This is a genomic window from Desulfosporosinus acididurans, from assembly GCF_001029285.1.
Classification (GTDB): domain Bacteria; phylum Bacillota; class Desulfitobacteriia; order Desulfitobacteriales; family Desulfitobacteriaceae; genus Desulfosporosinus; species Desulfosporosinus acididurans.
The window spans coordinates 296,127-319,739 of record NZ_LDZY01000001.1 but is presented as its reverse complement, the minus strand read 5'-3'; the positions used below and the strand labels follow the sequence as shown (position 1 = coordinate 319,739).

The window sequence follows — 23,613 nt, the reverse complement described above, 5'->3', positions numbered from 1 at the left end:
TCATGAGGTGAAAACAAAAAAACGCCCTTTAAGGGCGTTGATTTATTGAGAATTGATTTTCTTAAAAATGTTTAAAAATTTGTCGGCCAAACACCTGTTTAATTAAATCAACTTTAAATAATAACTTTAGTAATAAGTGAAGAACTAAAAAAGAGGCTGCTACAATCACTATAAGGTGTATCAGGAAGAAAGTGATGGCGAATAGCCAGGTAAAAACTTTACCCAATACTACAGCTGAAACATAAAGACCTAGAATGAGTATAAGTAGTTTGATTGCAATCATCCAAATATTAGAGGATTGAGATGGGTGATAAGTATTCAAGGTCTAAACCCCCCTTCTAGAAAAAGATTATCATATTTCGACTTTTATGTCTAGGTTGCATGCTTGTTCTCTCTAATGTTCCTTAGCTCTCTTAAATCTTATGATTTTATAATACCCAATAAATTTAATCGTGCATATTATGAAACATACATGGAGGGGATAATATGTACGAAGTGGAATTAACAGTCTGGAGGAACTTAATGGAGGATGGTACTCAGTGTTTAGGTGAAGAACAATATGCAAAAGCGGAAAACTATTATTCCCAAGCGCTCATGCTGGCGGATCAATTGTCAGTTCCTGAGATTGTTGCCTTCACATTGCGACTCTTAGCGACGGCAAGAGTTCGTTTGGGCTTTTATGAACTAGCCGAAGAAGGGTTTCAATCTGCACTCCGTATTTGCCAAGAAATACAAAATGCCAAGGGGATCTCTGAAGCTTGGGCCGGTTTGGCCAGCGTTGCTGTTAAAAGGGGAAAGTTTCAGGCTGCTTGTCAAGACTATGAAAAGGCTATAGCGGTTTATCCAACGACTTCGCCGCCTTTGAGGCTTGGGATGCTGTACGCTGACCTTGGTCAAGTTTACGCTGCACTTGCCGATTGGCATAAAGCGAAGAAGGCTTATGAGCAGGCTCAAGAGATTTGTCGTGCTAATGGCTTTCTTAAAGGTGAAGGCGAATTAGATGTTTTGATTGGAGAATTATGTTTCCGCCAAAAGAAACGGGAGGAAGCAACTCAAAATTTAAAGCATGCTTGTTGGGTCTTTATTCAAATTCTCGACGTGGTTGCTTTAACGAACGCCCTTCAATATTTAGCGTTATTATATTTCGAACAAAATGAAATGCGCTCCGCTTTTGAATGTCAACAAAGAGCTGTTGCTCTATGCTTAAAATTTGATACGAAACAGATTTTTAGTGAAAGCTGTTTTTTCTTAAGTAAAATTGAACAATCCATAAATTTAGTGGAGGAGGCAAAATATTATCTGGATCTTTCTATCCGCTATTATCCGGAGCAAGACTTTGAGATGGCCCTTCGCTATCAAAATTTGGCCAATTTGCTCCATTTAACCATGGATTATTCGATGGCAGAACAATACTATTTGAAATCTTTAAGCCTCTTCGAAACTTTGGGAGAGCAATCACATATCGGAGAGGTTTGTGAATCACTGACACTTCTAAAAGAAACTCTGCAACAGGGAGAAGAGCATAGCGGTAAACTCGAGGCCCCTGATGCTAAGACTAAAATGCAAGGAGGTTTCCCCTTAGATGCAATGATTCGACTAGCGGAATTTTATGAAGAGAGGCGCAGCTACAGAGAAGCATTAGAATGTTATTGGAAGGCCTTGGAAATGGGACGTAATGCTGAAATCGCCACAGGCTGGATTGAAACTAGAGTTCAAAAAGTATCAAAGAAAATTCGTCGCAGACGAACGATTTAAGCCTTCCAAAATTTCCAAAAGAGCTTTATAATTTAAGCCAATTCAGCTAAAATAAAGATAGACACATTCTGGTATAGTGATATGGATAGGAGGGGAATCTATGCGTGAGGAAGATACAATGCTCCTTGAGTGTATTGAAGATGTTTATCATAGCTTTGAAAGAGCGTTAAAGAAAGTACAAAAAGTACGGTCTGTCCATGTGCGAAAATTTGAGCTTCTTCTTGAGGAGTTGCTTAGCGAGCGCAGGGCCTTTGAAGATATATCCATACCAGCACGATTGATCATTGAACAACTTTTGGAATTGCAATTTAAAGTTGGACAAGTCGCTTTAGAAGCAGAATATTTACGACAGCCCTTTTCTAGCGTAGAGTCTGTGAAAATTGAGGAGTTTGGTATAATTCGATTGAAGCTTGGGGAACTTGAGGTTCGATGGCGCGATGGGAACTATTCGTACTATCTTTACCCTGATAAAGTAGAGTTAAGGGCGAATGATGAAAAATCAGCGATTAAACTGTTTTTTTCTATCCCGTTCAACCAGCAAACCTTGGAAAGATTTCCGGAAATCTTGAGGTCGCCCAATGTTGTTTACGTACATCCTCAACTAGAACAATGGATTCGGAAGGTGCAATAATGATGCCAGCTATAGAAAAAGGATTAATTCAAATATACACTGGAAACGGCAAGGGAAAAACGACAGCTGCTTTTGGACTGGCAGTCCGAGCAGTGGGACACGGCTTCAACGTGTACATTATTCAGTTTATGAAAGGAAACGATGACTACGGAGAATTGCAAGGACTAAGTCGTCTATATCCTGAATGTAAACTGGAACACTTTGGCGGAAAGGGGTGGGTATACAAAGATACTCCCGGGGAAGAACATGTACAAGAAGCCCAAAGAGCTTTTAAGCGAGCCCAGGAAGTTGTTTCTTCAGGGGAGTGGGATATTGTTATTCTCGATGAGATCATTAATGCTATCTGGTTTGACCTTTTAGCGGAACAGGACGTCTTCAACGTTTTAAAATCTAAACCTGATCATGTAGAGTTAGTATTGACAGGCCGTAATGCCTCAGAATCTTTAATTGCCAGGGCGGACCTGGTAACTGAAATGGTTCAAAAGAAGCATCCGTTTGACCACGGAATAATGGCTCGCAAGGGGATTGAATATTAAAGTTGTCCGGGCATTGTAAATAAAGGAAACACTGAGTATACTAGAAAATAAGTGTCGGACAAAGTCGTCCATGCAAAACCGAATAGGGTTAGAGCATGGACGTTTATCGTTTGGGAAACTTGAAAGGAGAGATTCACTGTGATCATGACTAATGATGATGTCCTTCGTGAAGCTCAGGAAAAAGGAGTCAAGTTTATTCGCTTACAATTTACGGATATCTTTGGAATCCTGAAAAATGTGGCCATTACCATAGAACAATTGGAGAAAGCGCTGGATGGTCAACTGATGTTTGATGGATCTTCGATTGAAGGTTTTGCACGGATTGAAGAATCTGATATGTATTTACGGCCGGATCCTAATACCTTTGTCGTATTTCCTTGGCGCCCTAAAGAAGGAGCAGTGGCTCGTCTTATCTGCGACGTCTATAATCCGGACGGAACTTCTTTCGGAGGCTGCCCGAGAAGCGCTCTGAAAAAGGCTTTAAAAGAGGCGGCAGATCTTGGCTATACCTTAAATGTGGGTCCGGAATTAGAGTTTTTTCTTTTCCATACAGATCCGGAAGGGCGGCCGACAACGGTAACCCATGACAAGGCAGGATATTTTGACTTAACACCTGTCGATTTAGGAGAAAATGCTCGGCGGGATATGGTTCTGACCTTAGAACAGATGGGTTATGAAATTGAAGCTTCTCATCATGAAGTCGCCCCCGGACAACATGAAATTGACTTTAAGTATGCGGATGCTTTGGATATTGCTGACAAGATTGCGACCTTTCGCTTTGTAGTTCGTACAATAGCCCAACACCATGGCCTACATGCTACCTTTATGCCCAAACCCATTTTCGGTATCAATGGTTCGGGGATGCACAGTAATCAATCTTTATTCAAAGACGGAAAAAATGCTTTTTATGATCCAAATGATCCCCTTGAACTTTCCGAAATTGCCTATCAATATGTTGCCGGTCTAATGAAACATGCTCGTTCCTTTACAGCCATTACGAACCCGACTATTAACTCGTATAAGCGACTTGTTCCCGGTTATGAAGCCCCTTGCTACATAGCTTGGTCCGGGCGAAACAGAAGTCCTTTGATACGGATCCCGGCGAAAAGAGGGGCTTCGACCCGCATTGAATTAAGAAGTCCTGACCCTTCCTGCAACCCTTACTTAGCACTCGCTGTTCAATTAAAAGCCGGACTGGACGGAATTAAAAATAAACTTACTCCACCTCCGGCTGTTGATATGAATATTTTTGCCATGACTAATGAAGAACGCGCCAATGTGAATATTGGTTCCTTGCCAGGCAGTTTGAAAGAGGCTTTAGATGAATTAGCTCAAGCGCCGGTTATGCAAGAAGCTTTAGGAAATCATATCTATCACCGTTTTTACGAAGCGAAGATGGAAGAATGGGACAGTTTTCGAGTAACAGTCTCACAATGGGAATTAGATCGATATTTAGCCTTATACTAAGAAATGATTGCATAAAAAGATCCGCACTTGCTGCGGATCTTTTTATGCAATCCGCAAAGTTTGCCTTCGGTTATACTTTCCTCTTAGCGCAGCTAACCTTCCGTCTTGAGAGAGGCCTTCTTAATTCAGAAATAAAATATTAGTGTCATGAAAATGACTTAACGTATGAGCATATACTTTATTAAAAAAATCACAATGTACAATTTAAAATATTCTAAATATTATCTGGAATTTACACTCTTCACTTGATAATATTAAGTAACATAGTGCGATTTAAGAAGGAGGACAATGATGTGTTTTCGATAAATAATGATTCGGTATCCCGCTCTTCCTTTCGAACTCAACGTAAGTTTAAAGTTGGGGACAGAGTTACAACAAGTAATCGCTGCCTAGGGACCGTTGTACGGATTGATCGTGATGAGATCGGAGAGTATGTAGTAGCGCGGTTAGATATTCTGCCGGGTGAGTTTGCTTATGATCCTTGGGATTTGGAGAAAATTAATTAATAGTTTATACTTGCCCGATGAATGGAGAACACCACTTTTTGGGTGTTCTTAATTTTTCCTTAGAAAAGAAGTTTAAAAGTATATGCCTTATCTAGGGCGACAAGGCATATACTTATATATATCCGTCACTGATTGATTGGAGAAGGGAGGGCAAATAATGGAAGTTATTAACTGGTTACGTGAATATCGAGAGATAGAGGCTTCATTGGAATGGAAGGGAACCTTTGCGGATTACTTGCAAATGGTTGTTAAAAATCCAAATTTAGCGATGCATGCGCATGCGCGAATATATGCGATGATCAAAGCCGCAGGTGTGGAAACAAAGGGTGATCTAAAGAAATATCATTTTTTTGACAAAGAACTCTTTGGGTTAGATAAGACATTGGAACGCCTGATTGAGGAATATTTTCATAGTGCTGCTAAACGTTTGGACGTACGGAAACGGATTTTATTGCTTATGGGCCCTGTAAGTGGTGGCAAGTCAACGATTGTAAGTTTATTGAAACGGGGCATTGAAGAATTCACGAGAAGTGAAGAGGGTGCAGTTTACGCCATTGATGGCTGCCCTATGCACGAAGACCCTCTGCATTTGTTGCCCTTATCATTAAGATCTCAATTTGAAGAGAAGTATGGCATCCGGATTGAAGGAAATCTCTGTCCCGTTTGTCGTTTGCGTTTGGATGAAGAATTTAAGGGAGAAGTGGAACGTTTTCCTGTCAAGCGGATTCTCTTTTCAGAAGAACAGAGAGTGGGAATTGGCACTTTTACTCCTTCAGACCCCAAGTCGCAAGACATTGCTGATTTAACCGGCAGTATTGATTTTTCTTCGATTACAGAATATGGATCGGAATCCGATCCTCGAGCCTACCGTTTTGACGGAGAATTGAATAAAGCCAACAGGGGTTTAATGGAATTCCAGGAGATGCTGAAATCGGACGAGAAGTTTCTTTGGAATCTTTTGAGTTTATCCCAGGAAGGGAATTTCAAAGCCGGGAGGTTTGCCCTAATATCAGCTGATGAGCTGGTAGTTGCTCATACTAATGAGAATGAGTATCGAACGTTTGTCGCTAATAAGAAAAATGAAGCCTTACAATCGAGAATCATCGTTATGCAAATTCCTTATAACCTCCGAGTAAGCGATGAAATCAAAATATATGAAAAATTAATTAGCCAGAGCGATATTAAAAATGTTCACATTGCCCCCCATAGTCTCTGGGCCACCTCTGTCTTCGGAGTTCTTTCCCGACTGAAGCCATCGAAAAAACAAGGAATGGATCTCGTGAAAAAAATGAAAATCTATGATGGCGAAGATGTTGAGGGATTCAATCAAAAGGACATTAAGGAACTCATGCTGGAAGGAGAGGAACAAGGCGAAGGAATGAGCGGGGTGGATCCACGTTATGTCATTAATCGCATCTCAACGGCCCTGATTCGAGATGAACGTGCCTGTATCAATGCTTTGGACATTCTCAGAGCATTAAAGGATGGGTTATCCCAGCATACGTCAATTATGAAAGAAGAAAGAGAAAATCTCCTGAACTTAATCTCTGTAGCCCGACGTGAATATGACGAAATGGCTAAGAAAGAGGTTCAGAAAGCCTTCGTCTTTGCCTATGAGGAATCGGCTAAATCCCTTCTCAACAATTATCTTGATAATGTAGAAGCCTTTTGTAATTCTACGAAATTGATGGATCCCATAACAGGTGAGGAATTACCTCCTGATGAGCAGTTAATGCGAAGCATTGAAGAGCAAATTGGTGTCACAGAAAATGCGAAGAAGACCTTCCGCGAAGAAATCTTAATTCGAATTTCCATGTACGCCCGTAAAGGAAAACCTTTTAACTATGAGTCTCATGAGCGTTTAAAAGAGGCCATCGAAAAGAAACTGTTTGCTGATCTAAAGGATATTGTAAAAATCACAACCTCAGTAGAACATCCTGATCAGGAACAGTTGAAAAGAATTAATAATGTCATGGATCGTCTTATCAATGAGCATGGATACTGTCCGATTTGTGCTAATCAAATTGTAAAATATGTCGGGGCCCTCCTTAACCGCTAGAAATAAATCAGAGGAGGGATAACATGGCTGAGGACATTATTGTAAACCATGATGACTGGGGTTTGCATCGTAAAGGGTATTTGGATCAAAGGCGACACAAAGAAAAAGTTGAAGAAGTCATCAAACAACAACTTGGCGATTTAATTGTTGATGAAAGTATCATTTTATCTGATGGTAAAAAAAGCACAAAGATTCCTATGCGATCTTTAGAAGAATTTCGCTTTAAATATGATCTTAATAAAAAAAATCATACGGGTCAGGGAAATAAAAAAATGTCCCCGGGTGATATCCTGGGTCGCGAACTAGGTAAAGGAAAAGGTTCCTCGGGAAGTGGAGCTGGGGAAAATCCTGGGGAAGATATTTATGAAGCTGAAGTCACTTATGAAGATTTAGCCAATATCCTTTTTGCTGAATTAAAACTGCCAAATTTAGATGATAAGAAACGCCCGTTGATTGCTCATGATCGACCTGAATTTAATGATGTCCGCAAAAAAGGGCTTATGGCCAATGTTGATAAAAAACGTACGCTGCTGGAAAGCATTAAAAGACAGGCCTTGCAAGAAAACAAGGATAAAGACAAACGACTTAAGATTACTCCTGAGGATTTGCGGTTTAAGACCTGGGAGACCCGGCCGAATTTCGAGACGAATGCCGTTATTTTAGCGATGATGGATACGTCAGGTTCTATGGGACAGTTTGAAAAGTATATTTCACGAACTTTCTTCTTTTGGATGGTCAGGTTTTTACGTCTAAAATATGAAAATGTGGAAATCCGATTTCTAGCTCATCATACGGAGGCCAAAGAAGTTACCGAAGAAGAATTCTTTACTCGGGGAGAAAGCGGCGGAACACGTTGTTCTTCAGTATATAAATACGCGTTGGATTTAATTGAAAGCGACTATCCACCAGCGCATTTTAATATCTATCCGGTTCATTTTACGGACGGAGATAATATAGGGTCGGATAATTCTCGGGCTTTAACCTTGATGAAAAATCTCGTCGAGGTAAGTCGGGTGGTTGGATATGGCGAAATTCTGAGAACCCATTATTCCAGTACGTTGATGTCGACATTAAAACGTATTACTGATCCAAAGCTCAGATTAGTAACGATTCGTGATCGCAACGAAGTTTATGATGCTTTAAAGACCGTTTTTTCTTAGGCCTCGGAAGAGTTACCATAAGGGGGGAAGGCATGGATACAGAGATGGTTAGGTTAACGACCATAGCCCAGAACATCGCTCAGGTGGCACGAGGCATGGGACTTGATTTCTATCCGGTAAATTTTGAAATTGTTCCTGCCGAGGCCTTGTATACCTTCGGAGCTTACGGCATGCCGGTGCGTTTTGCTCACTGGAGTTTTGGTAAGGCATTTTATCGTATGAAAACTCAGTATGATTTGAACTTAAGTAGGATTTATGAACTGGTAATTAATACAAATCCCGCCTATGCATTCCTACTGGAGGGTAATCATTTAACCCAGAACAAGCTTGTAATAGGTCATGTCTATGCTCATGTAGACTTTTTTAAAAATAACCATTATTTTTCCCATACACCTAAAGACATGGTGGAAAGAATGGCTGCCCATGCGGAAAAAATTCGTGATTATGAATGTTTGTATGGCCGGGAAAAGGTGGAATCTACTTTAGATGCAGTTCTGGCGATCCAAGAACACGTTGACTTTCGCTCTCATATCGGGCCGGATTATAAAACAGACAAGACCCCAAAACATCCTCTGAAAAATAAGAAGACAGGAGGAGAAAATTCTTGCCAGGGGTCGAACTGCCAAGGTCAAGGCTGCTCGACAAAGCGAACTTGCGGAAGTTGCGGTAATTGTCAACAGTCGAAAATTCCAACGAGAGAGCCTAATAAGGCTGCGGGCAGAAAATCGCGGAACTCTACTCCCTATGAAGATTTGTGGGAGGATTTATCTGACAAAGAACATGGGACACAGGCAAAACAGGATTATGAGGACCTTTTGTATTATCTCATTGAATTTTCTCCGGGTTTGGAAGAATGGCAAAGGGATATTGTAAGCATTGTCCGCGAAGAGTCACTCTACTTTTTCCCTCAAATCGAAACTAAAATTATCAACGAAGGATGGGCAACCTTTTGGCATGCCAAAATAATGCGCGAACTCGAGCTTACTGAGAATGAAGCTTTGGAATTTTCCTTGATGCATAGTCAAGTTGTTCAGCCTTCACGCATGGGGCTTAATCCCTATTATTTAGGAGTGAAACTATGGGAAAGCCTTGCTAAAAAGAAATCGCTGGAAGAACTCTTCGAACTGCGGGAGACGGAAAACGATCTTTCCTTTATTCGCAATCATCTGAGCAAAGAATTAGTGGAAGAACTAAATTTGTTTAATTTCCGCAAAGTAGGAGCCCACTGGCAAGTCACGGAAATTGATTGGGAGAAAGTACGGGACAATTTAGTTCAACAGCTTGTTAATGGCGGCAATCCGCGCATAGTCGTGCAAGAAGGAGATTATGAGGGCAAAGGAGGACTTTATCTCAAACATTGCCATGAAGGCGTGGATCTTGATATCGTTTATCTTGAAAAGACCCTTTCTTTAGTTCAGTCTCTTTGGGGAAAATCTGCTGCTCTGGAAACAGTTGTTGATGGAAAACCCCATATTTTCGAATTTAGTGATGGGCTTGTCAGCCGGCGGCAAAAAGTGAACTCGTTCAGCTAAAGCTGAACATCGGGGCTTCAGATGGGGACTCTACCCCACTTATAGAAGTGGGGGTCTAAAAACTGGATCAAAACTGATAATAATTAGAAATGCAAAATGACAATTATCATGACACTCTGGCCAAAGCAGATGAAACCTAAGTAAGTCTGCTTTGGCCAATTTTTAGAAATGATTTCTAAGGAAACTGGTAAAGATTTCGAGTCTGTGATAAAATACCCACGGTGTGTTTATTTAATAGTAAAGGAGGAGGATATAATTTGGAAGCGATTATAACTCAACTGGGACAGTTCGTCATACATATCATTTCTTCCTTTGGCTATTTAGGAGTGTTTTTGGCAATGGCGATTGAAAGCGCCTGTATACCTTTGCCAAGCGAAATTATTCTTCCTTTCACTGGATATATGGTTTTTAGCGGTCATTTTGGCTTTTGGCAAGCGACTATTGCCGCTACCCTGGGAAATCTTTTTGGAGCCTTAGCTGCCTATTATGTTGGTGTATGGGGTGGCCGTCCCTTTTTAAAACGGTATGGCAAATACTTCTTCATTAATGCTAAAGAATTAGCCTGGACCGAGAGGATCTTTGAACGCAACGGTGAAATTACAGTCTTTATTGGTCGTGTATTGCCTATTGTTCGGACATTTATTTCCTTACCGGCGGGAATTGCACGTATGAATCCTTTAAAAATGGCGACCTATACGACAATTGGAGCGTTTCTTTGGTGTACGTTATTGATATATATTGGCCAAAAATTAGGCGAAAATTGGAATGCCCTTAAGCCCTATTTTCATCGTGCTGATGTCGTCGTGGGAGGGGCAATCGTCGTTATCCTTATTTTGCTGGTCTGGAAACACCTAAAAAAACGGTAAGCTTTAAATACTTGCTGCAGGCTATTGATCAATACTTAAGAATTAAGATAATCTGGGGAAGGAGCTAGGCATGCACGAATTAGAACACTATGTAATGAGCATAATTTTTCATTATCGTTATGCCGGCTTGTTTATCATGCTTATGGGTGGTATGATTGGCATCCCCGTTCCTGACGAGTTTTTAATGACCTTCAGTGGTTTTCAAACGATCTTAGGCCGAATGAACTTTGCCAAGACGCTTTTGGTTGCAGCTTTCGGCAGCTTTATGGGAATGAATTTAAGCTATTGGATTGGCCGAAGGTTAGGAATTCCTTTTCTAGAGAAAGTTGGACCTTTTCTGCATTTTAACGAAAAAAAGATTAAAAGCGCTGAACATTGGTTTCAGCGCTTTGGTGATCGTTTAATTGTTATTGGATACTTCTTCCCGGGATTTCGGCATTTTACTGCATATTTCTCAGGTATGAGCAAACTGCATTACGGTCGCTATGCTTTGTTAGCTGCAACCGGGGCCTTTCTTTGGGCGCTTACCTTTATTACTCTAGGCCGAATCTTAGGCGCGCATTGGGAGAAGATTACCTTCATCTTGCATCGTTATCTTGTTAGAGGGGGAATCGTTCTTGCCCTGATAGTCTTCTTAATCTATCTCTATAGTATTAAACGAGGAAAAGCGAGTTTAGAGGATTGATTGCGGCGGCTTTAAATCTTCTTCTGATTGACAGTGAGGACATAAACCGAAAAAGCGCAGCCAATGATTTTGAATGCGATAACCGCTTTGAGCCTCAATAGATTGAGCAAGATGCCTTATGGGACAGTCACCTAACTCTTTACTTTGGCCGCATTTGGTACAAATAAGCTGATGGCCATGTTGTTCGGCGGCGTTTTTCAAACAATATCGTTCTCCGCCGCTTCCGAATTCCTCCTTTTCCAGCAAACCGATACTGTTCAACATTTCCAAAACACGATAAATAGAAACGACTGCAATATGTTTGTTGTTCTCTTCAAGAATGTGGTGAATGTCATAGGCTCCTAGGTAATCGGAATTGTGACAAAGAACTTCAACAATGTGCTTCCGAGCTGAGGTAAGGCGATATCCTTGTTGCTGGATATATTCAAGAATTTCTCCATAGTTCATAACGTTATCTCCTATTTTGGGCGGTTAAGGCCGCTTTTTTTTTACTGTCGGAAAGTATAACCTTCGGTTACATAGTTTTCTCATAGTTTCTTTGTAGTTTCTTTGAGCCCAAAGCTTCGCCTAAGCGGTTGGCGTTCCCTTGAAAAAATAAGACTAAGAAGGAAAACTACAGCAGCAGTTATAGCAATACTTGCACCCGAGGCAACATTGAAGTAGTAAGAAATATATAGGCCAATTACAGCACTGGCCAGGCCAAAGAAAATAGCAAGCAGGAGGAGGCTTTTTAAGGAACGAGTCCATTGTTGAGCTGAGGCAGCAGGAATGATTAAGAGAGCAGTAACTAAAATAATCCCTACTGTCTGTGAGGCAACGACGACGGTAATTGCGATCATAATGAGCATTGAATAATGAAGGAATCCTCGCGATAAGCCTGCTACTTCTGCCATTTCGGGATCAAAGGCATAGAAGACAAATTCCTTAAAGAAAAGAATAATAATTAAAAGGATAAGAATGGATGCCCCCAATATTATTCTCAAGTCAAAAGGGGTAATAGCCAAGACAGAACCAAAGAGATATCCTGTAAGATCCGTTGTGTAAAATTTCATACTGCTTATTAAAGCAATTCCTAAAGCCATTGAGGTTGAGAAAATAATACCGATGGCTGTATCTAACGTGACTTTAGCTTTTTCATGGACAAATCCGATGAGCAGCGCCAGGCCAATCGTATAAAAATTGGCAGTGAGGTAGAGATCCCAATTCAAAAGGTAACCTATGGCCAAGCCCGCAAGAGAGCCGTGAGCTAATCCTTCGCCAATAAATGCTAAGCGGAGTAAGACAACAAAACTTCCGATAACTGCACATAATATACCAATTGCCACAGTTCCAATAAAAGCGTTTTGCATAAAAGCATAATGAAGGGGGTCTAAGAGCAAGTGCATGAAATAGAATCCTCCTTAATCGAAAGACGAGAATCCTCATCGACGAGATGATGGGGCCAAGGAAGTCCCGAAAACGTTTGGGTTAATATCGCAGGTGTGAGGACTTTCTCAGGTGGCCCGAAGGCAATAACTTGCTCGTTTAAACATAAAATTCGGCCGAAGTGGTGAAAATCCAAAGCTAAGAGATCATGGGTGGTAGTTAAGGTCGTTATTCCATCCTCGTGAAGCTGTTCGAGCAGCTCGTAAATACTTTGCTGGGTCGGAATATCCAGACCTGTTGCAGGTTCGTCCAATAACAAAAGTTTTGATTCTTGGGCCAGAGCACGGGCTATAAATACTCGTTGTTGTTGTCCTCCCGAGAGCTGACCGATTGGACGATCAGCAATGTCCAACATTTTAACGCGTTTGAGAGATTCCTGAACAACTTGATGGTCTTCTTTTCTGGGAAAGTGTAAAGGTCCGAGACGTCCGACACGGCCTAACATGACCACTTCATAGACGGAAATAGGAAATTCTTTGTTGATAGATTTGAGCTGAGGTACATAGCCGATTTGGTGCCGGCGGCGCCAGGAGCGCCGGGGTTGTTCGCCAAAGACGCGGACTATTCCCTGATACGGTTTGTTGAGGCCTACAATACTGCGGATGAGAGACGTTTTTCCAGATCCGTTAGGCCCAATGATTCCGATACAGGATCCTTTAGGAATGCGCAGATGAATATCCTTAAGGACCTGCCGGTCGCCGTACTTGAGACTAAAATGATCAAATTCTATGACAAAACTATCTGACATGGTTTTAGTCCTACTCTCTATGTTATTTTAAAGCAGAAACGATGACAGTGGTATTCGTTTTCATCATCGCAATGTAGGAATTAGAGTCCGGTGTATCGCCTAATGTATCATCGTGAAGATTGTCGATAAATTTTACACCGGTTTCCGAGGCCAACTGCTGAGCTAACTTCGGATTAAAACCTGCTTCGCTGAATACGGCATGAATCTTTTGTTCATGGATAAGTTGGATCAAATCAGCGTACTCTTTAGCCGAAGGTTCGGCTTCACCAGTATGAAGCAAAGGCTGAACGAAAGTTAAACCGTATTGTTTGGCATAATAACTCCAGGCATCGTGCAAGACGACCATCTTTCGTGATTCTGGCGGAAGGCTGGAAATTTGGGAGCGAATCCATTGATCAAGCTCTGTCAATTTTGTAAGATACGCAGCAGCGTTTTGATTAAAATACTGTTTATCTTCCGGATATGTCTGAGATAGTTGATCACGAATTGTTTCAACGTAATGTTTGGCATTTTGCACATCGAGCCAGAGATGAGGATTGCCTTCTCCCCCCTGATCTTTGCCTAATATGGTTAGACCATCTGACAGAACAACTGTACGGAGGTTGGGATTGGCGGCATTGGAAATCACTTTATTTAAATACACTTCTTCACCGACACCATTAGCGAAGAAAATGCTGGAAGCAGCAACTTGACGCACGTCTGATGGTTTAGGCTCGAATTCATGAGGATCGCTCCCGGCAGGCACTAAATTAATCACTTTAACTTTGTCGCCAGCCACTTGCTTGATAAGATCTGCAATGGGAGAGATACTAGTAACTACGGTTTTGGGCTGGACCGAAACCGCAGGAGCTTGTGTACTGCAGCCACTGACTAGTAGAAAGGAAACAAGTACAATAGCCCAAAAAACGTAAATGGGTTTGTGAGACATAGGACACACTCCTTAATGTAATATTGTTTCAATAAGGAGTTTAATATAAGATCTTAGAAATGTCAATTATTATCGATCTCTTAAGGTTATTTCTTTGAGGATTAGGCTAAAATTAACTCAAGTGGTATAATTTAAAGGATAAACTTAAAGGAGGCTGCACTTGTGGCAAATGAAAGTACGACTAAAAATCCAATTGTGACAATTGAAATGGAAAACGGTAATAGTATTAAGATTGAACTTTATCCGGAAATAGCACCGGAAACGGTCAAGAACTTTATAACTCTTGCAGAGCAAGGATTTTACGATGGCCTTATTTTCCATAGAGTTATTCCCGGTTTTATGATTCAAGGCGGAGACCCCAATGGTACAGGTATGGGCGGAAGTAAACAGACAATTCGAGGGGAGTTTACGGCCAATGGCTTTAGGAATGATCTAAAGCATGAACGTGGTGTTATATCCATGGCTCGAACTGCTAATCCTAATTCAGCAAGTTCTCAGTTCTTTATTGTCGTTAAACCCTCAAGTCACTTAGACGGACAATATGCTTCGTTTGGAAAGGTTATTGAGGGCATGGAGGAAGTTGACCGAATTGTAAATGTGCCGAGAGACCGTGCCGATAAACCTCTTGAAGACCAACGGATGAAGAAAGTGACCAATAACGCGGAATAGGAGGGCTATGCCCTCTTTTTCCCTCTAAGAGGAGATAGCTATGTTCGATTTAATGCGTTTATTTGTTCAAGTCGTTGAAGAGGAGAGCTTCACGGTTGTTGCTCGGAAATTAGAGATTAGTCAGCCTGCAGTTTCAAATCAAATGCGTGCTCTAGAAGAGAAATTAGGCGGTGTCAAACTCATTAATCGCAAAGGGAAAGGCTTTGTCCTAACTCAAGAGGGAGAAATATTTTATCGCCATTCAAAGCATATGCTGGATTCCTGGACAGAAATAATAGAACAAATTGGAAATTCGGATCGGGTTATGAGTGGGAAAATACATATCGGAGCTTCCAATGTCCCAGGTGAGTATTTATTGCCAATGTACTTAGCAAATTTTCGTAAGTCCTTTCCCGATATAAGCTTTAAATTGACGATTGGAGACAGTTTGGAGGTTGCTGAAAAAGTTTTAAACCATGAGGTAGACTTTGCTGTTGTAGGTGCGGTCTTCGATACTGAAAAATTAACGTCTGAATATTGGCTTAAAGATGAACTGGTCATACTTGTTCAAGAGGATCATCCGTTACAGGCCAAGAAAAGTGTTGATCTTCAAACGCTCAAGTCTTATCCAATGGTGATTCGAGAGAATGGATCAGGACATCGACGTGCTTTTGAAGAGGCTCTCGCTAAACACAGTTTTGATTTACATGATTTCAATATCGTTTTAGAAGTTGGCAGCACAGAAGGCGTTAAAAACTCTGTTCGATCTGGATTGGGCTATTCATTTTTATCAAGACATGCTATTGAACAAGGTGAAAAATCAGGTTTGGCCGAATTGGCGGTTAAAGATTTGAATCTGGAACGAGGTTTTTATCTTTTAACTCGCCGTAATAAATCCCTATCATATATCGCCGAAGAGTGTTATCGTTACCTTTCCCTTCAGAGATCAGACCTTAAATAACTTGGGAATGGACATTGAATTTTCAGCATAGGCTAACAATGCATTTTTATATCGATGACAAAAAGGAGAGGATCGCTTGAACTGGTTTTTAAGCGATTTTAATATAAGGGCGTGGCGTTTCATGAAGCATTACGAATTCGAAACAGCGCCAAGCATGACGCTTGTTTACGGACCACCGGGTGTTGGAAAGTCTTCTCTTTTAAACTTTCTTAATCAACAGAGGAAAAAAGAGGGGAGTATTTTAATCGATTCTCCATCCTTTTCCCGTCAATATGCTTTTGCTGCACAGGAAAATAATCTCCCCCGGTTTCGCCAATACTATCGCGCTGCATCCTTGCTGCTTCTGGATGATCTGCAATGTTTAGCTGGAAAAAAGCAAACGATTGAAGAAATTCTTTTTACTTATGAAAATATCGTGCAAAGAGGAGGTAAAATGGTAGCGATTCTGGAAACCGATGTTCTGAATCTGAACTATTTAGGAGACCGTTTGACGTCGCGTTTGCTAGGCGGAATTGTCATCCCCATCAATAAGCCTCAGGGCTATGAGTTAGAAGGCTTTGTGGAAGAATACTCACATCGCTTATTACTTTCAATGGATCTCGCAATTCCGGAAATGATTGCCCAGCGAACAGAAAGTCTCACCGGGGCGCAAAAAATCCTTCACGGTTTTTTGAAATATGCGGAACTTCATAACGATGAACTTAGTAAGCAATGCTTTTTGTCCTATTGGCAAGAGGAGGTTAGAAAACAGAGTCAGGAGATAAGCCCAATGAACATCCTTCAGGCTGCGTCTCAAGTTATGGGTTTTACTCTCGAGGAAATTGTTGGTTCTACTCAAAAACCTTCTGTCAACGAAGCCAGACAATTAGCAATTTATGCGGTTCGAACCCTTTGCAATCTCTCATATCCGGCCATAGCCTCATATTTTAATCGCCGACATTCTACCATTATCACCGCCTATAAAAAAATGGAAGAAAAGTTGTTTCAGAATCAGGAATTACTTAACCGTTATCAAGAAATAAAAAATAAGTTTAAAGATATTACGAAGGAGTGATCCGATGTCAGACTCGATTAAGAGAATAGGGGTGCTCACAAGCGGAGGAGATGCTCCCGGAATGAATGCTGCTGTTCGAGCAGTTGTTCGTAAAGGTATTTTCCACGGGCTGACTATTTTTGGCGTTCATCGAGGGTATGAAGGACTCATTCACGGCGAAATCCAGGAAATGAGTATCGGTTCCGTAGCGGATATCGTTCTGCGGGGAGGTACAGTCCTGAAAACTGCCCGTTCGGAAGAAATGAAGACTCCTGCCGGACAGCAAAAGGCTCTCGCTCAATTGCAGGAACGAAAGATTGATGCCCTTGTTGTAATAGGTGGGGATGGGTCTTTTCGAGGCGCGCAAACCCTTGTGGCTCAAGGGGTCAAGGTCGCTGGTATTCCCGGAACCATTGACAATGATATTGCCGGAACAGACCTAACCATTGGCTTTGATACTGCGGTTAATACGGTTGTTGATGCTGTAAGCAAAATTCGTGATACGGCGTCATCTCATGACCGGACATTTATTGTTGAAGTTATGGGACGAAACTGTGGGAATATTGCCCTCCAGGCAGGTTTGGCCTGTGGCGCAGAATCGATTCTGGTGCCGGAGATTCCCTATGATTTGGATGAAATCAGCAATAAATTACTCAGAGGTCATCAACGGGGTAAGAATCATAGTATTATCCTTGTTGCTGAGGGTGTTGGAAGCGCCTACAAAATCGGAGAAGAATTGCATGTCCGCTCAGGCTTTGAAACTCGTATCACAGTTCTTGGGCACTTGCAGCGCGGAGGTAATCCCAGTGCTCTTGATGTCGTAATTGCTGCAGCTATGGGGGGGAAAGCCGTTGAAATCCTTATGGCCAATGAAACGAATCGTATGACAGCTTACATTAATCAAGGTGTAGTTTCCAGGCCTCTTGATGATGCTTATGGTCCTCGTCGTCCTCTAAATCGCGAACTTTATGATTTAGCTAATCAGTTATCAATTTAACGGAAGGAGTGAATGCGTTCAGCTAAAGCTGAACGTTCGGAGTCTTACGATTGGATGAATTTTTTGTGGAGAAGAGGTTTTGCAATGGTTAATGAAATATCTAAACTTTGCATCGATTACACAGGAATGATGTGTTCGTCTCAAAATCCTAAAGGCTTTTCCAAGGAAGATTTACAAGGATTGCAGGCGAAATTGGACGAGGCTCAAAATTCCTTGCATGCTCGGAGGGAATCGGGAAATTTGGATTTTTCCCTGCTTTTGCCGTCTATGCTCAGTCAACTTCCTGAATTGTGTGAATATGCTGATCAAGCCGCCTCAAGATTCGAGAACTTTGTTGTCCTGGGCATAGGAGGGTCAGCACTTGGCCCTTTAGCGGTTCAGCAAGCGTTAAATCATTATTACTACAACGAATTAGCACCGGAGAAGAGGTTTGGCCGATCTCGATTCTATGTCCTGGATAATATTGATCCGCTTCGTTTTCGAGAGCTGGGTCAAATTCTTGATCCGCAAAAAACTCTCTACAATGTTATTTCCAAATCTGGAAATACGTCAGAGACCATGGCACAATTCCTCATAGTTCGCGATTACTTGCGTCATTTCTGTGGAGAAAGCTATGCCGATCATCTGGTTGTTACTACAGACCAACAAAAAGGCAACCTTTTGCCCATAGCCCTAAAGGAAGGATTCAAACGTTTTGTAATTCCCTCAGGTATTGGAGGAAGATTTTCCGAATTGACCCCAGTTGGTCTTCTGGCGGCGGCAATCTGCGGAATTGACGTCGAACAACTCTTAGCAGGGGCTATAGAGATGGACAGGCGAATTAGAGAAACGAAGGGAGTTTTTGGTAACCCTGCCCAATTGAAGACTGCCTTATCTTATTTGTCTTGGCAAAAAGGAAAAAACATTTCAGTATTTATGCCTTATGTGGACGGCTTGAAAACAATGGCCGATTGGTATGCTCAGTTATGGGCGGAAAGTTTGGGCAAACGTTATGATCGATTAGGGAAAGAGGTTACTTTAGGGCAGACTCCGGTAAAAGCTCTGGGAGTGACGGATCAACACTCTCAGATTCAATTATATACGGAAGGACCGGACGATAAGGTTATTACCTTCCTAACTTTGAAGGAATTCCGGGTAACTCAAGAAATTCCTGAGGATTTAACCTTACCGGAAGATATTCGATTTTTAGGAGGGAAAACCTTAGAGGAGCTTTTATTTGCTGAGCAAAAAGCTACCGAATACGCCTTAACCAAGGCAGGCCGGCAGCATCTGAAAATTATCCTTTCTGCTTTAACTCCCTATAATATTGGACAATTACTTCTTCTTCTGGAATGGGAAACTGCCTATATGGGTGAACTGCTCAATATCAACGCCTTTGATCAGCCAGGCGTAGAGGAAGGCAAAAATGGTACTTATGGTTTAATGGGACGCCCCGGCTATGAAGCTGAAAAGTTAGCCATCGAGGCCTATGGCAGCGAACGGCATATCTTAACGTAAATCTTAACGCTCTGCTAAACTCTCGTGTACTTAGTCGAGGAAAAGGTATATGGGGGTTTCTTTATGTCTATTTTTAGAAGGATTTTACCAATTAAAGTCGAATTTATTCCAAAAGAGGTGAAACAATGGAACCTATTTTTGCCTTGGATATTGGAACTCGAATGGTCATGGGATTAGTGATGGCTAAAACCCAAGATCAAGGGTGTGAAATTTTGGCAAGTGCCTGTATCGAACACCGTCAGCGTGCTATGTATGACGGGCAAGTTCATGATGTTAATGAAGTGGCACGAGCCGTCAGCGCTGTTAAAGAGACTTTGGAGAAAACGTTAGATGTAAGTCTTAAACAAGTCGCTGTTGCCGCAGCCGGCAGAGCCCTGCGAACGGAAATAGCCAGCGCCGAACGTCGGGAATTGTTGCCTGTGCGGTGGGAACAAGAAACGATCTTGGCTTTGGAGTTAGAAGCAGTCCATCAAGCTCTGCACCAATTAATATCATCCGGCGAACATAACTCAAATCAATATCATTGTGTCGGATACAGCACTATTGCCTGCTGGAACGAAGACGAAGAGATTTCCAACCTCATTGGGCAGCGGGGAAAAAAGGCCAAAGTTAAAGTGATTGCTACGTTTTTGCCCAGAACCGTTGTCGATGGTTTAGTATCGGTTCTGGGGCAAGTTGGTTTAGAAATGATGAGCTTAACTTTAGAACCTATTGCGGCAGGGCAGGCAGCGATACCTCAGAATATGCGGCGTCTAAACCTGGCACTTGTTGATGTGGGGGCGGGAACAGCAGATATAGCCCTGACTCGAGAAGGATCTTTTTTTGCTTACGGGATGGTGCCGATGGCCGGGGATGAGGTCACAGAAGCCATTTGTGAACATTATCTCCTTGATTTTAAAGTGGGTGAAAAGATAAAGCGAGAGGTGAATACTAAATCTCGACTAAAATTCGTAGATTTTCTCGGTAACAAGGTAACTGTTTCTAAAGAAGAGGTACTAACGGTAATTGAACCTGTCGTTAATAAACTGGCTCAAGATGTAGCCAAAGAAATCACAAAACTAAATGAAAATGTTCCCCAAGGAATTATTCTCATTGGCGGAGGAAGTCTAACGCCCATGCTCCCCAAGATGTTATCAGAAGTTTTGGGAATTTCCCCGAAACGCGTTGGTATTCAAATTCGAGAACGTTTAGAGGACGTTCAGGGTGAAAATGATCTTAAAGGGCCGGAGAGTATAACTCCTATAGGAATTGGTATATCCGCGCTTGAAGGAACCGGACTTCAATACTACACAGTAACTGTCAACAATATACCGATACCAATTTTTGAGGTGCAATTGACAACGGTCGCAGAGGCTCTGCTTGCTGCGGGAATATCTCCTCGTTCCTTTGTCGGGAAACCGGGGGCAGCTCTTACCTTCGAATGGAATCAAGAAGTGCAGATAATCAAGGGTACCATGGGGCGGTCGGCCCAATTGACGGTTAACTCACGACCGGGCCGATTTGATCAGACGTTGAACAGTGGAGACCAGATTGAGTTTATTCCCGGTCTCCCCGGCAAAGATGCTGAGATGACCATCGGCGAAATTCTGCCTCCCTATGAAAAGAAATGGATTTTCTGGAATGGGAGGCGAGAAGACTTTTCACCTCATGTTTTTCATAATGATCAGGTGTTAAATATTAACGATAAAATTCAAGATGGCTATAAGTTAACCTGTATTTTTAACGATAATCTGCAAAATTTATTAGAGCAAAAGAAAACTCTGTTTAAAGAGCCAATTTTAGCTCCAGTAACCTTAACCATTAAAGTTAATGGGGAAGTGCGAAAAATTGTTTTGGAACGGCAGCTATTGGTTAATGGTTGTCTTGTTGAAGGAAACTGTCCGATCCAAGATGGTGATTCTATAGAGGTTCGTCAGGAACAGAAAAGGGTTGGTGAATTGAGTCTCCAACCAAAGCCGCTGATTTTTACGATTAACGGACAAGAATTTGAATACCCTCCCCAAGTTGCTGAAATCATATTTCATGGAAAACCCGTCTCAGATGATGAATTACTCGAAGATGGAATGGATTTAAGAGTCAACGGTTATAAAGAGATGCCGATTCTTTCAGACTTATTGCCTTTCGTTAAGTTCCCAGATGAGATGCCGAAAGGGGCTTCTTTAAAATTACGTGTAAACGGGCAGGAGGCTGAATTTACGACGGTCCTGCATCCCGGAGATCGTGTGTCGGCTAGTTTCGAGTGACATTGCTAAAAGATTGAGCAAAAGAACACTTGACATTCTTCCCAGAGGCCATAAAATGGTGATGGAGGTGTAAAATATTATGCTCTTTCAATGGTTAGTAGCTCTTATTGCTGTCGCTATTTTAGTAGTTACTGTTTATTCAGATGCTTTAACTGGTAAAAAGAAACATTCTACCTATTTCCAAACAGTTCAAAAACCGTTGGGAAAAAAAGAACGAGAGGCTTCTATTCCTGATTCGGACCGGCATAATCGTTTCTTTTCTAAACTGAATACTCTATAAAACACAACAGATCCGATGGACATTGCATCGGATCTGTCGTTATTTTTTATACTATCAGACAGTGTCTTCGTCTGATAGTATAAGTGCAGCTAACCTGCCGCTTTCGCCAGCTAAGTTTTCTTTATCCTCAATATTTAGATGTGTTTTAGGCGTAGTCTGAATTGCAATTTTGGATATAGTTGGATATAATCATAGGAAGTTTGGCTATAATACTGGAAACTTGAAAAAAACGGGCAGCTATATTTGAGTGGAGGAAAAATTAATGCATCAGTTTTGGTTTTTTATTGGGAGTTTTCCAATACGTGCTTATGGCACGCTTTTTGCGCTCGCCTTTGTTCTGGGAGTAGGAGTCACCTTATACTTTGCGAAAGCTGAAAAACGAGAAGAATATATGGAGACCATGCTTGATTTAGCGCCTATATTACTTCTTTGTGGTTTGCTGGGTGCAAGGATTTGGCAGGTGTTTTTTTTCGATTGGTCTTACTATAGCAAATATCCTGGTGAAATTATTGCTATCTGGCATGGGGGACTTTCTATTCAAGGCGGAGTCGTCGGGGCTTTATTAGGAGGGGGACTATATGTCTGGCGTAAAAAGCTTCCTTTCTGGGAGCTTGCCGATTTAATTGCTCCCGGCTTGATGCTTGCTCAATCAATAGGCAGAGACGCTAATCTAATGAATGGCGATGCTTTTGGGGGTCCAACAGGAGGAAACTTTGGCATCCTCTATCCGGTAGGGACAATTGCCCGGGATACTTTTGGCAACCAACCCCTTTGGCCAGCTGAAGTATGGGAAGGACAAGCTGACGTTATTATCTTTGCAATTCTCGTCATTCTTAAGCTGAAGAAATGGCCTTCAGGGACGATTTTCCTTCTTTATTTGATCTTCTATAACACCTCAAGGTTTTTTCTCGAAGGGCTGAGGGGTGATAGTCCAAGGTTCTTGTTCCATTGGACAGCGGCACAATGGAGCAGCTCAGTAGCTGTCATTATCGCCTTATGTTTGTTGGCATGGAGAATATGGAAAGATCGTCAACATAAGGATTTAGACAATACTCCTCAAGATTCTATTTAAGGAGAGCTATCATTCTTCATAGTTCCCGGTACTTTTGAACGTGCATTACTGGTGATCGTCTTTTTGAATTGTGCAAAACATGTTCTCCTCAGAACTAAGAATAAACTGGATTGCTTCCAAAGTTGCATTTTGGATTTCGCGGCGGGTGGCTAAATTTTCAGGAATAACCAAATGCTCGAGAATTTTCGGGAGTACCGTAATGGTCACACGGACAGAGGTGTCCGAATATTCAAAGAGGTATTTGTGCTGTTTATTCTCATCGACCTTTAGTGCTCCTCGGCCGAAGGTTGCATGGTTTAATATTTGAAAGGCGTCTAAAGCACAAGAATGGGTTTGGGCTGTCACCACAAGCTCAGTGCTGGGCGTTGGCTTAATACCCAATTCGCGCATAGCTATTTGGGCAACCCTGTAACCTAAAGCTATTTCCGGGCAAGTATGACCGTGAAAATCAATCACTTGTTCCCAAGGAGTTTTTTCAATACACATAGATTATTCCCCTTTCGTTTGCTTTGAGGATATTGTATAACTTAGGGGATCAAAAGAAAAGAGTTATGATCACATTAATAGATATCGTAATATTTTAA

General features: G+C 41.7%; 23 protein-coding genes. 18 read left to right on the top strand and 5 right to left on the bottom strand.

Going from position 1 to position 23,613, the window contains the following annotated elements; all coding sequences use genetic code 11:
* Positions 1–486 precede the first annotated feature (486 nt).
* The 10 genes from DEAC_RS01470 to DEAC_RS01425 all read left to right on the top strand — a co-directional run bounded on the left by DEAC_RS01470 (position 487) and on the right by DEAC_RS01425 (position 11,197).
* Positions 487–1,755 (top strand): tetratricopeptide repeat protein, encoded by a 1,269-nt coding sequence (locus tag DEAC_RS01470; protein ID WP_047808237.1) that lies wholly within the window; start codon positions 487–489, stop codon positions 1,753–1,755.
* A gap of 100 nt (positions 1,756–1,855) precedes the next feature.
* Positions 1,856–2,386, top strand: a complete 531-nt coding sequence (locus DEAC_RS01465; RefSeq protein WP_047808236.1) for a hypothetical protein — start codon at positions 1,856–1,858, stop codon at positions 2,384–2,386.
* Between the two features lie 2 nt (positions 2,387–2,388).
* Positions 2,389–2,922, top strand: a complete 534-nt coding sequence (cobO, locus tag DEAC_RS01460; protein ID WP_047808385.1) for a cob(I)yrinic acid a,c-diamide adenosyltransferase — start codon at positions 2,389–2,391, stop codon at positions 2,920–2,922.
* A 144-nt stretch (positions 2,923–3,066) separates the two neighbouring features.
* Positions 3,067–4,389, top strand: coding sequence for a type I glutamate--ammonia ligase (gene glnA / locus DEAC_RS01455; protein ID WP_047808384.1), 1,323 nt, complete (start codon positions 3,067–3,069; stop codon positions 4,387–4,389).
* 302 nt (positions 4,390–4,691) lie between these two features.
* Positions 4,692–4,895, top strand: a complete 204-nt coding sequence (locus DEAC_RS01450) for a hypothetical protein (protein WP_242847054.1) — start codon at positions 4,692–4,694, stop codon at positions 4,893–4,895.
* Positions 4,896–5,052: 157 nt separating this feature from the next.
* Positions 5,053–6,954, top strand: coding sequence for a PrkA family serine protein kinase (locus DEAC_RS01445; protein WP_047808234.1), 1,902 nt, complete (start codon positions 5,053–5,055; stop codon positions 6,952–6,954).
* A 23-nt stretch (positions 6,955–6,977) separates the two neighbouring features.
* A complete protein-coding gene (yhbH, locus tag DEAC_RS01440; protein ID WP_047808233.1) occupies positions 6,978–8,114 on the top strand; it encodes a sporulation protein YhbH in 1,137 nt (378 codons plus the stop codon).
* 32 nt (positions 8,115–8,146) lie between these two features.
* Positions 8,147–9,646, top strand: a complete 1,500-nt coding sequence (locus DEAC_RS01435) for a SpoVR family protein (protein WP_047808232.1) — start codon at positions 8,147–8,149, stop codon at positions 9,644–9,646.
* A gap of 257 nt (positions 9,647–9,903) precedes the next feature.
* Positions 9,904–10,512 carry a DedA family protein gene (locus DEAC_RS01430; protein WP_047808231.1) on the top strand — a complete coding sequence of 203 codons (609 nt, stop codon included), beginning with the start codon at positions 9,904–9,906 and terminating at the stop codon, positions 10,510–10,512.
* A 70-nt stretch (positions 10,513–10,582) separates the two neighbouring features.
* Positions 10,583–11,197, top strand: a complete 615-nt coding sequence (locus tag DEAC_RS01425; protein WP_047808230.1) for a DedA family protein — start codon at positions 10,583–10,585, stop codon at positions 11,195–11,197.
* Here the strand turns inward: DEAC_RS01425 and DEAC_RS01420 are convergent.
* The 4 genes from DEAC_RS01420 to DEAC_RS01405 form a co-directional block, all read right to left on the bottom strand.
* A complete protein-coding gene (locus DEAC_RS01420; RefSeq protein WP_047808229.1) occupies positions 11,186–11,644 on the bottom strand; it encodes a Fur family transcriptional regulator in 459 nt (152 codons plus the stop codon). The genes DEAC_RS01425 and DEAC_RS01420 overlap by 12 nt on opposite strands.
* An 80-nt stretch (positions 11,645–11,724) precedes the next feature.
* On the bottom strand, positions 11,725–12,582 hold the full coding sequence (locus DEAC_RS01415; RefSeq protein ID WP_047808228.1) for a metal ABC transporter permease: 858 nt from the start codon (positions 12,580–12,582) through the stop codon (positions 11,725–11,727).
* On the bottom strand, positions 12,567–13,370 hold the full coding sequence (locus tag DEAC_RS01410) for a metal ABC transporter ATP-binding protein (protein WP_047808227.1): 804 nt from the start codon (positions 13,368–13,370) through the stop codon (positions 12,567–12,569). The genes DEAC_RS01415 and DEAC_RS01410 overlap by 16 nt, the downstream gene beginning before the upstream one ends.
* Positions 13,371–13,392: 22 nt before the next feature.
* Positions 13,393–14,298: a metal ABC transporter substrate-binding protein gene (locus tag DEAC_RS01405; protein ID WP_047808226.1), complete on the bottom strand. Its 906-nt coding sequence runs from the start codon at positions 14,296–14,298 to the stop codon at positions 13,393–13,395.
* Positions 14,299–14,505: 207 nt separating this feature from the next.
* Between DEAC_RS01405 and DEAC_RS01400 the strand changes: the two genes are divergently transcribed.
* The 8 genes from DEAC_RS01400 (at position 14,506) to lgt (ending at position 23,029) form a co-directional block, all read left to right on the top strand.
* Positions 14,506–14,967, top strand: a complete 462-nt coding sequence (locus DEAC_RS01400; protein ID WP_047808383.1) for a peptidylprolyl isomerase — start codon at positions 14,506–14,508, stop codon at positions 14,965–14,967.
* Between the two features lie 40 nt (positions 14,968–15,007).
* Entirely contained in the window at positions 15,008–15,907 is a 900-nt protein-coding gene (locus DEAC_RS01395) for a selenium metabolism-associated LysR family transcriptional regulator (RefSeq protein ID WP_047808225.1), read from the top strand.
* A gap of 76 nt (positions 15,908–15,983) precedes the next feature.
* Positions 15,984–16,961, top strand: coding sequence for a helix-turn-helix domain-containing protein (locus DEAC_RS01390; protein WP_047808224.1), 978 nt, complete (start codon positions 15,984–15,986; stop codon positions 16,959–16,961).
* Between the two features lie 4 nt (positions 16,962–16,965).
* Positions 16,966–17,937: a 6-phosphofructokinase gene (gene pfkA, locus DEAC_RS01385; protein ID WP_047808223.1), complete on the top strand. Its 972-nt coding sequence runs from the start codon at positions 16,966–16,968 to the stop codon at positions 17,935–17,937.
* Between the two features lie 84 nt (positions 17,938–18,021).
* Positions 18,022–19,434 (top strand): glucose-6-phosphate isomerase, encoded by a 1,413-nt coding sequence (locus DEAC_RS01380; RefSeq protein ID WP_047808382.1) that lies wholly within the window; start codon positions 18,022–18,024, stop codon positions 19,432–19,434.
* Between the two features lie 125 nt (positions 19,435–19,559).
* Positions 19,560–21,677 (top strand): cell division protein FtsA, encoded by a 2,118-nt coding sequence (locus tag DEAC_RS01375; protein ID WP_047808222.1) that lies wholly within the window; start codon positions 19,560–19,562, stop codon positions 21,675–21,677.
* A 79-nt stretch (positions 21,678–21,756) separates the two neighbouring features.
* Positions 21,757–21,957, top strand: coding sequence for a hypothetical protein (locus DEAC_RS01370; RefSeq protein ID WP_047808221.1), 201 nt, complete (start codon positions 21,757–21,759; stop codon positions 21,955–21,957).
* A 262-nt stretch (positions 21,958–22,219) separates the two neighbouring features.
* A complete protein-coding gene (lgt, locus tag DEAC_RS01365; RefSeq protein ID WP_047808220.1) occupies positions 22,220–23,029 on the top strand; it encodes a prolipoprotein diacylglyceryl transferase in 810 nt (269 codons plus the stop codon).
* 45 nt (positions 23,030–23,074) lie between these two features.
* On the opposite strand, the gene DEAC_RS01360 is transcribed toward lgt, so the two are convergent.
* Positions 23,075–23,515, bottom strand: a complete 441-nt coding sequence (locus DEAC_RS01360) for a formylmethanofuran dehydrogenase subunit E family protein (RefSeq protein ID WP_047808219.1) — start codon at positions 23,513–23,515, stop codon at positions 23,075–23,077.
* Positions 23,516–23,613 lie beyond the last annotated feature (98 nt).

What these genes read in the sequence shown, in the direction of transcription:
- DEAC_RS01400 (WP_047808383.1), top strand. Translation starts at nt 14,506, where the DNA reads ATGGAAAACGGTAATAGTATTAAGATTGAACTTTATCCGGAAATAGCA.
- yhbH (WP_047808233.1), top strand. Translation starts at nt 6,978, where the DNA reads ATGGCTGAGGACATTATTGTAAACCATGATGACTGGGGTTTGCATCGT.
- DEAC_RS01435 (WP_047808232.1), top strand. Translation starts at nt 8,147, where the DNA reads ATGGATACAGAGATGGTTAGGTTAACGACCATAGCCCAGAACATCGCT.
- DEAC_RS01410 (WP_047808227.1), bottom strand. Translation starts at nt 13,370, where the DNA reads ATGTCAGATAGTTTTGTCATAGAATTTGATCATTTTAGTCTCAAGTAC.
- cobO (WP_047808385.1), top strand. Translation starts at nt 2,389, where the DNA reads ATGCCAGCTATAGAAAAAGGATTAATTCAAATATACACTGGAAACGGC.
- DEAC_RS01470 (WP_047808237.1), top strand. Translation starts at nt 487, where the DNA reads ATGTACGAAGTGGAATTAACAGTCTGGAGGAACTTAATGGAGGATGGT.
- DEAC_RS01375 (WP_047808222.1), top strand. Translation starts at nt 19,560, where the DNA reads ATGGAACCTATTTTTGCCTTGGATATTGGAACTCGAATGGTCATGGGA.
- DEAC_RS01405 (WP_047808226.1), bottom strand. Translation starts at nt 14,298, where the DNA reads ATGTCTCACAAACCCATTTACGTTTTTTGGGCTATTGTACTTGTTTCC.
- DEAC_RS01415 (WP_047808228.1), bottom strand. Translation starts at nt 12,582, where the DNA reads ATGCACTTGCTCTTAGACCCCCTTCATTATGCTTTTATGCAAAACGCT.
- lgt (WP_047808220.1), top strand. Translation starts at nt 22,220, where the DNA reads ATGCATCAGTTTTGGTTTTTTATTGGGAGTTTTCCAATACGTGCTTAT.
- DEAC_RS01395 (WP_047808225.1), top strand. Translation starts at nt 15,008, where the DNA reads ATGTTCGATTTAATGCGTTTATTTGTTCAAGTCGTTGAAGAGGAGAGC.
- DEAC_RS01360 (WP_047808219.1), bottom strand. Translation starts at nt 23,515, where the DNA reads ATGTGTATTGAAAAAACTCCTTGGGAACAAGTGATTGATTTTCACGGT.
- DEAC_RS01425 (WP_047808230.1), top strand. Translation starts at nt 10,583, where the DNA reads ATGCACGAATTAGAACACTATGTAATGAGCATAATTTTTCATTATCGT.
- DEAC_RS01465 (WP_047808236.1), top strand. Translation starts at nt 1,856, where the DNA reads ATGCGTGAGGAAGATACAATGCTCCTTGAGTGTATTGAAGATGTTTAT.
- DEAC_RS01420 (WP_047808229.1), bottom strand. Translation starts at nt 11,644, where the DNA reads ATGAACTATGGAGAAATTCTTGAATATATCCAGCAACAAGGATATCGC.
- DEAC_RS01445 (WP_047808234.1), top strand. Translation starts at nt 5,053, where the DNA reads ATGGAAGTTATTAACTGGTTACGTGAATATCGAGAGATAGAGGCTTCA.
- pfkA (WP_047808223.1), top strand. Translation starts at nt 16,966, where the DNA reads ATGTCAGACTCGATTAAGAGAATAGGGGTGCTCACAAGCGGAGGAGAT.
- DEAC_RS01380 (WP_047808382.1), top strand. Translation starts at nt 18,022, where the DNA reads ATGGTTAATGAAATATCTAAACTTTGCATCGATTACACAGGAATGATG.
- glnA (WP_047808384.1), top strand. Translation starts at nt 3,067, where the DNA reads ATGACTAATGATGATGTCCTTCGTGAAGCTCAGGAAAAAGGAGTCAAG.
- DEAC_RS01370 (WP_047808221.1), top strand. Translation starts at nt 21,757, where the DNA reads ATGCTCTTTCAATGGTTAGTAGCTCTTATTGCTGTCGCTATTTTAGTA.